A 13,278-nucleotide genomic window follows, 5' to 3' on the forward strand; every position below is an offset into this window, starting at 1 on the left:
GTGGAGCTAGGGGCGCGGGTCCGGTTCGGTGGCCGTATCTGGACGGAGGCTGCCCTTGCTTCCGGTCAGGTGCAGTTGGTCTCCGAGAGCGGTGATGTAGCGGCGCTGTTGCTGTCGCGGCTGTTCGCCGATGCGGAGTTCGAGGTTCTGGATGCGCCAAGCATGTCCAGGGTGCCGCCGCTGGGGCTGATGGAGTCGTTGCCTGACGCAGTACGGGAGCGGGCGCTGGCGTGCGAGCGGCACGTGCGGGAGGTGGAGACGGGGTGGCCGGATGGAGGCGGCGCAGCGGGTGCTCCGCGGGCGGAGTACGACCCTGTGCGGACCTTGGCGCAGCGGGAGGAGGCAAAGGCGGTCGAGTTGTCGGATGCGGGGATGCCGACCAGCGCGGTCACGGTCCGGCGGATGCGGAGCCGTTACCGCCAGCAGGGGGTTTGGGGGCTGGTGGATCGCCGGGCCACCCGGGTGCGGTCCGTCCATGGGCGTGCTGACGAGCGGGTGGTGGCTGCTGTACAGGAGGTGCTGGAGGTCGGTCGGGAACGCTCCGATGGGACGCTGGGGCGGCTTCGGATGTACACCGAGCGGCTGTTGGCCGAGCGGTACGGGAGCGGGGTGGTGAAGCTGCCGTCGAGGGCAGCGTTCAACCGGCTGGTGCACGCTCTGGCTGATGGGCAGGGCCTGCTGGGCAGCGCGCGGCAGCGCCGGTGGCGGTCGGCGCGGCCGGCTCCTCCGTTCGTGCCGACGACGGTGATGGCGCCGGGTGAGCTGGTGATGATGGACAGCACCGTGCTGGATTGCTTCGTGGTGCTGGATGACGGGGTGGTAGAGCGCCCGGAACTCACGATCGCGCTGGATGTGGCCACCCGCAGTATCTGTGCAGCGGTGCTGCGTGCGAAGGGGACCCGCAGTGTGGATGCGGCGCAGTTGCTGGCGCAGATGATGGTGCCGGCGCCGATGCGGCCCGGTTGGCCCGAGGCGCTGGCGATGGAACACTCGGTGGTCCCCTATGAGCGGCTGCTGAGTGTCGACGCCAGGTTGGAAGGTGCCGCGGCGCGGCCGGTGATCACGCCGCAGACGATCGTGGTCGACCAGGGCAATGTGTTCATCTCGTCCTCGTTCATCGCCGCGTGCGAGTCGCTGGGCGTTTCGGTGCAGCCCGCGCCGCCGGGCAATGGGCCGGCCAAGGGGCACGTAGAGCGCACCTTCTCCTCGATCAAGACGCTGTTCGTGCAGCATGTGGCCGCCTACACGGGCTCGCACACCGGCGAGCGCGGAAAGGACGCCGAGGGGGAGGCGGTGTGGACGCTTTCCCAGCTGGCCGAGATGTTCCAGGAGTGGATCATCTGCGGGTGGCAGGAACGTGAGCACGATGGACTGCGGCACCCGATAATGCCTCGCTGTGCGCTGTCGCCGAATGAGATGTGGGCGGCGCTGATCGCAGTGTGCGGCTACGTCCCGGTTCCGCTTGGCCACGAGGACTACATCGAGCTGATGCCCCTGAAGCGACAGAAGATCAACGACTACGGCATCCGCATCGACTATCGCACCTATGACCACAAGGTTCTCAATCCCTACCGTGGCCAGGGCTCGCCGGCAGCGGATGGACTGTGGGAGATCCACTACGACCCGCACGATCCCGTGCAGGTCTGGGTACGCCTGCCGAAGCCCGACCAGCCGCGCGGATATGGGTGGGAGGCGGTGCCGTGGATCCACCACACCCTGGTCAGCGCCCCATTCACCGACTTCACCTGGCAGCACATCAAGCGCACCGTCGCCCGCCGCGCAGACCGCGTCCAGCACGAACACGACCTGGCTCTCGCCCTGCGCGAGCTGCTGGAACGGGTCGCCGCCGGACATGGCACCCGCCGGGAGAGGGTCGTCGTCGCCCGGGCCCGCACCGCCGCGACCGATGGTGCGGTGTGGGCGACCTTGTACGAGCAGTCGGAGGCGGAAGCCGATGAGCCCGGGGAGGACCTCTTTGACGACAACGAGGACGACGAGGAGCCCTTGACCAACGACGGCGCTCTGAGTGTCTGGCCGACTGAACACACACCGCTGAGCGGCGCCCCAACCGGCGCGGGGCAGGAAGCCGGCGTGCCTGCACCGAGGCGTCCCCAGGTCACGGTCTACGACCCCGTCGAGGAATCTCTACGATGGTGAGCCCGCTCTCCCACAAGGCCGTCGGGTTCGCCCCGCTGGCCCCTCCGACCGTATGGGAGGGATGGGATGCCTTCGTCCACCGAGCCCCGGCGCCCGCGCGCGACGCCGCCGACCCCGCCTGGTCCCAGGAGGAGCGCGAGGACTACCACTCCGAACTCGCCGTGATGCGCACCCCTGCCATGGACAGCGTGTTCACTGCCGTACGCCGACTGTTGCTGGTCAACCGCCGCCAGCAGGCCGGCGCCCGGCGCGGTTTGATCATCTCCGGTCCGGCTACGACCGGGAAGACCACCACGATGATGGCGCTCGGGCGTTCCTTCCATCTGGCCGAGGCCCGCCAGCACCCCGGCCAGGACGGCAGAAGACCGGTGCTGTTCATCAGCGTGCCGCCGGCCGCCACCCCGAAGATGCTTGTCAGCGAGTTCGCCCGGTTCCTCGGCATGCCCGTCACCGACCGCCTCAATCAGACCCAGATCACCGGTGCCGTGTGCGACCTGCTGTGCGAACTGGGCACCCAACTGGTCCTCATCGACGACGTCCACCTCCTGGACACCCAGCGGCGCGCCGGTGCCGAAACCTCCGACCAGCTCAAGTACCTCGGCGAACGCATCCCGGCCACCTTCGTGTACTCCGCGATCGACGTCGAGGCCTCCTCACTTCTCAGCGGAGTGCGCGGCGCGCAGATCGCCGGCCGCTTCAAGATCTTCCGCCACCGACCGCTGGCGTATGCCACCGAGCAGGACCGGGCGGTCTGGGACGACCTCGTGCGGGCCGTGGAGGACCTGCTGAGGCTGCGTGCACACCGTCCCGGAACACTTGTCAAGCACGCCGCCTACCTCCACACCCGCACAGCAGGGCGGATCGGCAGCCTCTCTCACCTCCTCCGCGAAGCCGCCCTGGTCGCCATCACCGAAGGCACCGAACGCATCACCAAGCAGCTGCTGAGCGAGGTGGAGCTCGACGCAGCCGCCGAAACCCAGGCCCGGCCGGCCCGGCCCGCACGACGGGAGTAGGAGCATCGCATCCGGCGTGGCACACCAACGCAGCATGACCGCGCACGGCCGCGCGCCGGGGAGCGGGCTTGGGGGACGCAGGCCCGCAGTGTCAGGCGCGGTCGTGCCCACCATCGGCTGCGGCGCAGCAGGACGAGTGGCTCCGCTGCAGGGAGAGCTGACGCTGTCGTTCTTGAACAGACTCGCCGCCCGCTACCACCTCACCATCCGCGATCTCCTCGCCGCCGTCACCGACGTCGGCGGCCTGCAAAACCTCACCGGCATGCTGCACCCGGACAGCGAGATCCACCTCAACGCCCAGGCCCGCAACCGCGTTGCCACGCTGTGCCGTGTTGCGCCGCACGTGCTCGAGCGCGCCCTGCCCGCATGGACACGGGAAGAGCCGTGCGGCAAGTACGGGGACGGCCCGGTCGGGCGGCTGACGCGTGGTGAGGAGGCCGTCGCCGCGTGGGGACCGGCCTGTCCTGCCTGCGCTGCCGCCCGCACCGGGCGCCGCACGCCCGCACGCCGGTATCTGGCGCCAGAGGAGCGCGTGTGTGCGCGCCACCAGTACTGGCTCTTGTACGTTCCCGGCACCAGCGGCCTGCCCGTGCCCCTTGGCCGGTGCCCGGAGGTGATCGAGGCCCAGCAGCGGCATGTCCGGCTGCTGCGCCGCTCCCCGACCGGGGCGCAGGCCTTCGAGGTCGCACGCGCCGTGACCGGCTTCTGGTGGGGGCAGCCCTGGTCGAGCGAGGAAGAGCTGTGGCCGGTCCGTCTTGAGGCCACTCGTGCCGACGGTGCTGACGCAGACCGGTGGAAAGTGGCGGCGCGCGACCTGATCACCTATCCCGAAACCATCGCAATCGCGCGGGTCCTGGCCAGCCCCCACTGGCAGCAACAGACCATCGCAGAGGCGCGCGGGCATCTCCCCTACCGTCTCGGTGAGATGCCCGCGCTGCTGGACGAGCTCGCTCGCCAGCTCCAGCGGCCCTGGGTCGCCCGCCACCTCGCCACCGTCACCCGCGGGCCATTGTTCGTCTGGGCCCACACCTGCGTCCGTACACGCCTCGCCCCGAGATCCACGGCACAGCACTCGCTGTGGCAGGTCCACTCGTCGCACCGGCCCCGCCCCCTCAGCGACCTCCTCGATGCGCGAGGTGACCGCGACAAGGGTGGGCTGCCAGCACCAGAGCCCCTCAAACGGCTACGCGGCCACAGCCTCCATGCCGAGCGCGCCTTCGACAATGGCCTCGCACACGCCCGCCTCTACCACCAACAGCACGGGCACCTGGCGGTCCCCAAGGAAGACGCTTGGGGGGATTACCCGCTGGGCACGTGGCTGTCCAACCTGCGCAACCGCCACACCAAAATGCCCACCCACCAAGTCACCGCCCTGAGCAGCATCTACCCCTGGTGGAACGCACCGTGGAGCACCCTCTGGCAGCGCACCTGGCACCAAGCCCGCGATCACGCCGGGGCCGCTGGCGGGCTCGAGCCCGCCAGCGGCTTTCCCACCACCAGCTACAGCCTGGGCGAATGGCTGTACCTGCAGTGCACCCGCCACCCGTTCCTGCACCCCGAACAACAACGCCTGCTCACCCAGATCGGTATCGACGCTGCCGCGGCGGCCGAAGCCCGGCCCAGACGACGCAACCTCAAGGCCGCCGCCGAAGAAGCCCTCGCCCACGCACGCTCCTACGCCGCCGAACACGGACACCTCGCCCCGGTCAGCGTGACCACCGTGCACCACGGATACCCGCTGGGCCGGTGGCTCGCCGGCCAACGAAGCCGGCAACAACGCAAAGTCCTGTCCCCCGAACGGCAACAGGCTCTCCATGTCATCGACCCTTGGTGGTGCCCGCCCTGGAACCTGCGCTGGCAACGCAACTACTGCCGCGCCCGCGATGCCGCAGCGGGCCGCCTCCTCCAGGCCGAGAACGGCTTCAGGGACCTCGACGACTCTGCCGCCGCCGACTGGCTGTGGCGCCAGTGCGCCACCTACGACGAACTCAGCGAGGAGCAGCGACAACTCCTCGCCGACATCGGCATCACCGCCGAAACAGCCCAGGCCCTGCGCCGGACGCACCCACTCATTGCTCTAACGGCACGATCCGAGACCGCGGGCCAGGGTGTGCACGACAAGCCCGTGCGGCCGGCAGGAAGAAGCCCGGGGAACCGCACACGTCCCCCTGGCCGGCCACACTCCGCCGATCCGCAGCATCCCGTCGAGTCCCACAGCCGACGCGGGCACAGACCCGATACGAGGCCAGGTTTCGACGCGGCCCTGGCTCACGCCCGGTCCTGGCACGCCGAGCACGGCCACCTCGCCGTTCCCCGTGATACACGGCACGACAGCTACCCCCTGGGCGCGTGGCTGTACAGCCAACGCAACCGGGCCAAGCAACGCGCCCGCGCCGGACTCCAGCCCTCGCCCCACCTGGCCGAACTCGCTGCGATCGACCCGTGGTGGAACCCGCCCTGGGACACCGTCTGGCAGCGCAACTACTACCGCGCCCGCGACCACATCGCCGCGGGCGAGCCGTTCGACCCCGTCGCCCGCATCCCCGCGGCGAGCACCGTCCTGGGCAGCTGGGTCACTCGGGCATGCCTGCAGTTCCGCCAGCTCCACCCCGGCCAGCAGCGTCTGCTGAACGCCATCGGCATCACCGCGCACACAGCGAAACGGTGGCCGCCCAGCCCTCGCCCCCGGCCCCACGCAGAAGCCCTCACCCATGCCCGCGCCTGGGCTGCCGAGCACGGCCACCTCTGCCCACCGCTCAAGACCGTCCATGACGGCTTTCCCCTCGGCGAATGGCTCAACCGACAGCGCGAACTCGCGAAGAAACGCAGCCACCCCTCCCCCACCCAGCAAGCACTCGCCACGATCGACCCCTGGTGGAACCCTCCCTGGCCCATCTTGTGGCAGCGCAACTACCACCGCGCACACACCCACGCCCACACCCCCGCCACCCGCGGCTGGCTCGACAGTCAACGACACCGCTGGCCACTCCTCCACCCCCACCAACAACACCTCCTGACCCGCATCTGCATCCATCCGACCGCGTGACCCGCCACGACTGAGCTGCTGCGGCATAGTCCGCAGGTGCGCTGGACCGCGTCGCGTTCCCTACAACCCCGGGCGAGGGGGCTTCGTCCACCTTGGCGAGCGGGCGGTCAGGTGCAGGGCCGGCTAACTGTTGCGACCGCCGGGCCACCGGCAGGGCTACTGTCTGGACTCCAATTCGCCGCCACCGACAAAGCCAGTCAAGTCACCAACATCCGCATAGACGAAAGCGCTGGATGCCACACGCAAGGGTGGTGGGACAGGCTTCAGGTACGTCCTCGCCGCACCGAGACGGCTGCGCGGCTTGTCAGAGGGGCGTGGAAGCATAGGGCTGTGAGCGGCGTAGACACGGTCCGGGGTATTGCGTACCAGCAGGCGCAGGGGGTGCTCCAGGCAGTCGGGGTCCTAGAGGACCCCGACCTGGGCGGTCTTCGGGTCGAGGGCACCGACGACGCTGTCGACATCGAACTGCTCGGACGTGATGGAACCCTGCGCCACGCGATCCAAGTCAAGGTGCGCGCCACCGACTACACGTGGGGCGAGTCAGCGCTGCTCACCGTGCTGAAACGCTGGGCTGTGCTCCCCTCGGCCGCGCATGCATCGTTCGAGTTCCTCACGGATGGACGACTCGGTCCGAGCGGCCAACGTGTGCAGCAGGTCCTCACATCTGCGGCGGAAGGGGATACCGATGCCCTCGCCCGACTGCTCGGTGTAGGCATGGACGACCCTGTCTACATAGCACTGGGCAAAGCGACGATCCGTCAGGACCCGTCCAACACCGGTGCTCTGCTGGCACGTGCCGAGCGTCAAGTCGCCGCGATGCTGCCCTCAGCTCGCACAGACGAGGATCTGCGGGAACAGGCAACAAAGGCTGTCGACCGCTTGTTCCGTGCTCTCTTCGACTTCACCAGCAACCCCGAACCGCACCATCGCGAGATGGATCGCCAGATCATCGCGGCGCTTCTAGGCGTCCCCGCTGAACAGTCTCCTGCACACCGGTGGGCAACTGCACGGGCAAGCTACCTGGAGGCAGCTACACACAGCGTTGTGCAGGACGCGATCGTGCCTTCGGTCGCCGACATGCAAGTGCAAGTCCCCTCTCTCTCCCGACAGCACGAACGGAGAGAAGGAGCCGTTTTCAACCTGCCTGTAGAGGACGGTGCTTGAGGGCCGGGGGCGGTGTCCGAACGTAGAGAAGCTCCTGGTAGACGGGTTGTCGACCAAGACCACCTGTCCGCCCAGGAGCTTCCGCGTGCTTGTCTACCCATCCGGGCTCGATCTGTCCAGCTCCACCCTGCGCTTCCTCGCCGACCAGTTGGCCGCTCGGCGGCGCGAGCAGGGCACCCGCTGGCGCCGGCTCCCGGCTGGACGGCAGGCCCTCCTCGTCCTGGCCCATCCGCGCCGCGGAGACACCTACGCCCAGCTCGCCGACGGATTCGGTGTCGGGACCGCCACGGTCTACCGCTACATCAACGAGGCCGTACAGGTCCTGGCCGCCCTCGCGCCCACCCTGGAGCAGGTGATGCGGGCGGTCCGAGCGAAGGCGTACGTGATCCTCGACGGGACGCTGCTGCCGATCGACCGGATCGCCGCCGACCGGCCCTTCTACAGCGGCAAGCACAAGAAGCACGGGATGAACATCCAGGTCCTCACCGACCCCTTCGGCCGCCTGCTGTGGGCCTCGCCCGCGCTGCCCGGGGCGGTGCACGACATCCGCGCAGCCCGCACTCACGGCCTCCTCGCCGCCCTCACCGAGGCGGACGTGACGTGCTTCGCGGACAAGGGCTATCAGGGTGCCGGCCCTGTGGTTCGGGTGCCCTTCCGCGGTCGGTGGGAGCTCCTCTCGGCCGGCAGCGGGCGGTGAACGTCGCCCACGCCCGGACCCGCGCCGTCGGCGAGCAGGCCATGGCCACCCTCAAGAACTGGCGGCTGCTGCGGAAACTGCGGTGCTCGACCACCCGCATCACCACCCTCGTGCAGGCCATCCTGACCCTGCATCAGGCCAGCTCAGAACGAGGATGAAAAACGCTCACTGCCCGGCAACCGCAACGACTGCAAGGCATGGGACCTGTCCGGCGCGAAAGCCGCCGTCGGCAAGACCACGGTCATCGCCGACGGTGGCTACCGGGGCACCGGCCTGGTCATCCCACACCGCCGCGAACGCGGCCTGACCGAACTCCCGGCCTGGAAAGAGGAACACAACACCTCCCATCGCAAGGTCCGCGCCCGCGTCGAGCACGCCTTCGCCCGCATGAAGGGCTGGAAGATCCTGCGCGACTGCCGCCTCAAAGGCGACGGCGTCCACCACGCCATGCTCGGCATCGCCCGCCTGCACAACCTCGTCCTTGCCGGGTGACGTAGAAACCGGCAAGCCACCAGGCACGTCAGAGATCATTTACGGGACAGCCCTTAGTACTCCAGTGCGGTTTCGTGATCTATCCAGCAGGTTCGTCGGCGGATCGCCGTTGGTAGTGGCTGTGTCGGACTGTCGCCTGGTGTTGTCTGCGCCAGTTGGACCAGTGCAGCAGCCTGGTAGCTGTCACGGGCGGCGGGCCGAGGATGAGAAGGCGAGTTCGCCGGTGGTGCGGTTGCGGCGGATGAGCAGGTGGCGGTGTTCGTCGGTGCCGATGTGGATCCAGGCCCAGTCGTAGTGGCGCGGGCCCTTCGCGCCGGGTCCGGCGCTGTGCCGCTGCCAGGCGGTGGCGGGCAGGCGTTCGGCGACGGTGTCCGCGCGGACGGGGGTGCGGCCGTGGTTGATCCGCACCCGCGTCGAGCAGGCGACCGCGAGGACGTAGCCGGTGGCGTGTGCTTCCAGGGTGGCGCGGAGCCGCGGGTTCTGGCCGTAGGCTTCGTCACCGGTCACCCACGCGGTCTGTATCCCGGCGTCCAGCGCGGCGGCGATCACCTCGCAGGCCAGGCGGGGCTTGGTCGCGAACCGGGCTTCTTCGGGTATGCCGGCCGCCCGGCGACGTTCGGGATTGGCGCACCAGGACTGCTCGGGCAGGTAGAGGCGGCGGTCTATCAGGGCCCGGCCCCGGTTGGTGGCGTAGGCGAGGAAGACGCCGACCTGGGTGTTCTCGATGCGGCCCGGCGGTGCCGGTGTACTGGCGCTGCACTCCCGCCGAGGCGTGGCCCTTCTTCACGAAGCCGGTCTCGTCCACGATCAGCACCGCGTCGTCGGTGCCGAGGTGTTCGACGGCGTAGGCGCGCAGGTCGTCGCGGACGGCGTCGGCGTCCCAGCGGGCATAGCGCAGCAGCCGCTGCATCGGCCCCGGGCGGACGTGTCCGGCCTGTTCGTCCAGCTGCCAGCAGTTCTTCCGCTCCGTCTTCGACAGCAGTCCGAGCAGGTAGGCGCGGGCACTCGCCCTCGGCTCAACCCGGCCGAAACGCCCTGCGATCCGGGCCATGACCTGGTCGAACATCTCCCGCCAGCGGTCAGGGTCTACGCTGTGGTCCGCGGCCACCGCACGATCTTCGTTTGTCCACACACCAACCGATGATCACGCGGTGGCCGTACCCGTTCCCAGCCGGGTCCGCGACAAGATCGCGAAACCAGACTGGAGTACTAGAAGCCGTTTTGACCCGTGGCTATGCGCCCATGCGAGCTGCCCCACACCCCACACCAGTCAACGGCGGGCCGGGCACCGATGGCTATTCCGTAGATGCCGGGGACATCGTGGTCAACTGCCCCCTACTGAGGTTGAACTCGTGATGTTGCATGGTTGCTCAGGTGGGTCTGATGGTCAGGCCGGTCTCGGCGAGGCAGCCGTCTATGAGGTCGCTGCGGTACTGGATGTGCCGTAGGCCGCGTCGGATGCGCTGGACGAGGTGTTCGGGGGTGTGGAAGGCGACGTTGGAGAGCCAGCCGCGCCGCAACAGTGACCAGATCCCTTCGACGGGGTTGAGGTCGGGTGCGTAGGGCGGCAGGTAGTAGATGGTCAGCCAGTCACGGGATGCGGCGAACTCCCGCAGGCCGACGGCCTTGTGAACGTTCAGGTTGTCCCAGATGAGCACGATCGGGCCGCCGAGCTGCTGGTGGGCGGCGATCAGCAGGTCCCGGTAGTCGCGCCAGGAGAAGCTCTTGCGGCCGTCGCGGCGGCCGTCGTCCCGGCGTGGCCGGTAGATCAGCCGGATCTGTGGCCGGGTTTGTAGCAGGTCAGCGCGGCGATGGATATCCGTCTGCGGGACCGGCCGCGGACCCGCACCACCGGGGTCCGGCCGCGCTGTGACCAGGTCTTCGCCTGCGGCGGCGTCATGGAGAATCCGGCCTCGTCCTCGAAGACGAGCCAGGCTCCACGGGCCGCCGCGAGTCTTCCGCGCAGGGCCACACCTCCTTGACCCACCCGGCCACTGCCTCGTCGTCCCGCTCGACCGCGCGGCGGGCCGGGACCTGGCAGGACCAGCCGTTTCGCACCAGCAGCTTGCGCACGCCCTGGATGGTGTAGGTCCGGTGGAAGCGCCGGCCGATCACGGTCTTCACGCGGCTCAGGGTCCACCGCTGGCCTTCCCAGCCGTGCGCGGCCGGGGGCCCTTGGCCAGCTCTGCCTCCAGCTGGGCGAACTGCTTCTCGCTCAGCCTCGGCAGCGACGCCGGCCCCTGCGACCGCAGAGCCCGCGGGCCGCCCTCGTCCCACATCCGCCGCCATCGCTGCACCGAGCGGACGCTGACCCGCAGGTCCTTGGCGATCACCGAGCTCGCCTCGCCCTGGGCGAACCTCTCGGCCGCCTTGAGCCGTAACTCCTCGCGGAACTGCTGCCGTTCGGCGGTCAGCCCGCCCCCTTGTGGATACCGCATGCCCCGGTGATACCGCACGGGCGACGAGCCGTCAGCCTCTACGACTCCACGAGTTCAACTTCAGTAACTGGGACCGCGGCGAGATCCGCCGTCGCCCATAGGCCTACCGGCTTGTCGTCCCCGCCGGCGGCGAAGAAGCGGCTGTCGGGGGAGAAGCCGACGGCGCGGAAGGTGCAGGCGTGGCCGGTGAGAGGTGGGCCAAATGGGCTGCGGGACACCGGGTTCCACAAGCGGATGGTGCGGTCCATGCTGACCGAGACCAGCAGCCGCCCGTCGGGCGAGAACGACAGGCCCCGGACCGCGTTGCCGTGACCGGTGAGCGGATCGCCGACGGGCTCGCCGGCGCACGGGTTCCAGAGGCGGACCGTTCCGTCCCAGTCGCCGGAGGCGAGGAGGCGGCTGTCGGGTGAGAACGCCAGTGCCCGGATCTCGCCGCTGTGGCCGATCAACGGTTCTCCTTTCGGCTCGCCGTCGTCCGCGCGCCACAGCCGTACCGCGGCGTCGGCGCCTCCGGAGGCGAGCAGGCGTCCGTCCGGCGAGAACTGCACGGCTTCGACGCCGCCCGTGTGCCCCGCGAGCGGGGCGCCGACCGGCTTTCGGGTCACCGGATCCCACAGTCGTACGGACCGGTCGCCGCCCCCGGTGGCCAGCAGGCTCCCGTCGGGGGAGAAGGCAAGAGTGCGGAGTGCTCTGCCGTGCTCTGCGAATGGCTCGCCGACGGGCGTACCGGTGCGCGGATCCCACAGCCGCACGGCCCTGTCGCGACCCGCCGTCGCCAGCAGCCGGCCGTCTGGTGAGAACGCCACGCACCTGACCCCCTCCCCATGCCCGGTGAGAGTGGTGCCTACGGGCTCGCCGGTCGCCGCGCGCCACAGCCGCACCAGCGGGGCGTCGTTCACGGTGGCGAGGAGTTTCCCATCGGGTGAGAACGCCAGGGAGCGCGCGCCGCAGCTCTGTTCGCCGAAGATGAGGCGGGCCGCGGATACGTCGGTTGCGGCGGCGCGAGCTGCGGCAAGGGCTGGCACAGCGGCAGGGGCGGGCGAGGTGACGGCAACGAGAGGCGCCGAGGCCAGCGGATCGAAGTCAGGTTTTGGGGCGGCGGGGCGGCGGGCCGTAGGCGGCTGCGCCGTGCGCAGCAGCTCCAGGTCGCGCCAGCGCGTGCGCCAGGTCTCCAGGCGCGGGTCGTCGCGACCGAGCGGATGCGGGCGGCCCTCATGGTCGTGGGCGAGCATTGTCCGCACCAGTGCCATCAGGAAGTCCAGGCGCGGCAGCCGCTTGCCGTTCAGCGTCTCGCTGACCGCCGCGGCCGACAGGGGCCGGTGCCGGGGAGCGCGCCGGGCGATCTCCCGCAGCGGCAGGTTGCCGCGCTCCATGCGCAACGCTTTCAGGTCGGCGGCGAACAGGGCCAGCCGCCGGCCGAAGTCGTTCTCCGGCGCAGCGGTGGTGCCATGCACGACGTTGCGGTCGACCACCCGGCACCTCCTGGCGCGTGCGCACCAGGATAGGGGACAGCCTTGGTATACCGGCGCCGTTCGGCGGCGTTCGGCGCAGTTCGGTTCAGTACGGGTTCGTTCGCCGCATGAGGCCGACGGCGTCCGACTGGGCTGTGCTGGAGGCATGACACCTCTTCCGCTACTGATCGGCCCGCTTCAGCGCGTGCTGCTCGTCGCTCTGCTCGCTCCAGCTCTGCTCATGGCACTCTCCGCCACCGTCCCCGCCCTGGCGGTCCTGACCGACGGCACAGACCGCGCGGACAGCCTCCTGCGGGCGCACACCACGTACCTTCGAGCGCTGCTGACCACGAGCCCGCCCACGCGGTAAAGCCTGCCTCCGTACCCCATACGGCTCAATGATCGACCGCACGCCGTCGCCCCGGTGGCGATCGCCGCGGAGGCGACGTGCACGTCCGTGCCGCGTACTTCCATCCCGGGCAACTGGCTCACTACGGGTGCGGGAAGCTGTGGCTACACCTCGAGGTAGGCGACGACGACCACGGTGCGCAGCGCGGTGACGAAGTACAGGACGCGCACCTGCTCGATGTCGTCAGTGTACTGGCGCAGCTGGGGGCCTGCGGTGTCGCCGGGGATCGGTTCGCCGGCGTCGGGGTCGACGGAGAGGACGACCAGAGCGCGGTCCAGGGCGTGGATCTCCGAGGCGTCGGTGATGTTCTCCAGTTGCTTGGCGGCGGAGTCGGAGAACGCGATCCGGGCGCGGCGCGGGCCGTGGGCGGGGGCCATCAGGCGGCGAGGCGCTGGGCGGTGAGGCGTTCCA

The 13,278-nt window shown here is 69.7% G+C and carries 7 protein-coding genes and 4 pseudogenes; 7 read left to right on the forward strand and 4 right to left on the reverse strand.

Annotated features, from left to right (window positions below; translation table 11 throughout):
* Positions 1-69: 69 nt before the first annotated feature.
* The 6 genes and pseudogenes from O7609_RS00460 to O7609_RS00485 all read left to right on the forward strand — a co-directional run.
* The gene (locus tag O7609_RS00460) at positions 70-2,157 is read left to right on the forward strand and encodes a Mu transposase C-terminal domain-containing protein (protein ID WP_269742895.1); all 2,088 of its coding nucleotides are present in this window, start codon (positions 70-72) and stop codon (positions 2,155-2,157) included.
* On the forward strand, positions 2,151-3,170 hold the full coding sequence (locus O7609_RS00465; RefSeq protein ID WP_269742896.1) for an ATP-binding protein: 1,020 nt from the start codon (positions 2,151-2,153) through the stop codon (positions 3,168-3,170). The genes O7609_RS00460 and O7609_RS00465 overlap by 7 nt, the downstream gene beginning before the upstream one ends.
* Before the next feature lie 136 nt (positions 3,171-3,306).
* Complete coding sequence (locus O7609_RS00470; protein WP_269742897.1) at positions 3,307-6,216, forward strand: helicase associated domain-containing protein; 2,910 nt, start codon at positions 3,307-3,309, stop codon at positions 6,214-6,216.
* Positions 6,217-6,546: 330 nt separating this feature from the next.
* Positions 6,547-7,380 (forward strand): hypothetical protein, encoded by an 834-nt coding sequence (locus O7609_RS00475; RefSeq protein ID WP_269742900.1) that lies wholly within the window; start codon positions 6,547-6,549, stop codon positions 7,378-7,380.
* A gap of 85 nt (positions 7,381-7,465) precedes the next feature.
* Positions 7,466-8,235 (forward strand): annotated as a pseudogene (locus O7609_RS00480) (transposase family protein).
* A gap of 4 nt (positions 8,236-8,239) precedes the next feature.
* A pseudogene (locus tag O7609_RS00485) lies at positions 8,240-8,569 on the forward strand (transposase); the annotation flags it as partial.
* Between the two features lie 207 nt (positions 8,570-8,776).
* Here O7609_RS00485 and O7609_RS24665 read toward each other — a convergent pair.
* The 3 genes and pseudogenes from O7609_RS24665 to O7609_RS00510 form a co-directional block, all read right to left on the reverse strand.
* Positions 8,777-9,620 (reverse strand): annotated as a pseudogene (locus tag O7609_RS24665) (IS701 family transposase); the annotation flags it as partial.
* Positions 9,621-9,939: 319 nt separating this feature from the next.
* Positions 9,940-11,007, reverse strand: a pseudogene (locus tag O7609_RS24670) (IS630 family transposase).
* A 38-nt stretch (positions 11,008-11,045) separates the two neighbouring features.
* Positions 11,046-12,479, reverse strand: a complete 1,434-nt coding sequence (locus tag O7609_RS00510; RefSeq protein WP_269742901.1) for a WD40 repeat domain-containing protein — start codon at positions 12,477-12,479, stop codon at positions 11,046-11,048.
* A gap of 145 nt (positions 12,480-12,624) precedes the next feature.
* Here O7609_RS00510 and O7609_RS00515 point away from each other — a divergent pair, with 145 nt between their 5' ends.
* Entirely contained in the window at positions 12,625-12,828 is a 204-nt protein-coding gene (locus tag O7609_RS00515; RefSeq protein ID WP_269742902.1) for a hypothetical protein, read from the forward strand.
* A gap of 143 nt (positions 12,829-12,971) precedes the next feature.
* On the opposite strand, the gene O7609_RS00520 is transcribed toward O7609_RS00515, so the two are convergent.
* Entirely contained in the window at positions 12,972-13,244 is a 273-nt protein-coding gene (locus tag O7609_RS00520; RefSeq protein ID WP_269742903.1) for a hypothetical protein, read from the reverse strand.
* Positions 13,245-13,278 lie beyond the last annotated feature (34 nt).

Source organism: Streptomyces sp. WMMC1477 (assembly GCF_027460245.1).
In the GTDB taxonomy this organism is placed as follows: domain Bacteria; phylum Actinomycetota; class Actinomycetes; order Streptomycetales; family Streptomycetaceae; genus Streptomyces.

Bases quoted from the DNA above. Each gene is read 5' to 3' on its own strand.
- O7609_RS00465 (WP_269742896.1), top strand. From the start codon at position 2,151: ATGGTGAGCCCGCTCTCCCACAAGGCCGTCGGGTTCGCCCCGCTGGCC.
- O7609_RS00515 (WP_269742902.1), top strand. From the start codon at position 12,625: ATGACACCTCTTCCGCTACTGATCGGCCCGCTTCAGCGCGTGCTGCTC.
- O7609_RS00520 (WP_269742903.1), bottom strand. From the start codon at position 13,244: ATGGCCCCCGCCCACGGCCCGCGCCGCGCCCGGATCGCGTTCTCCGAC.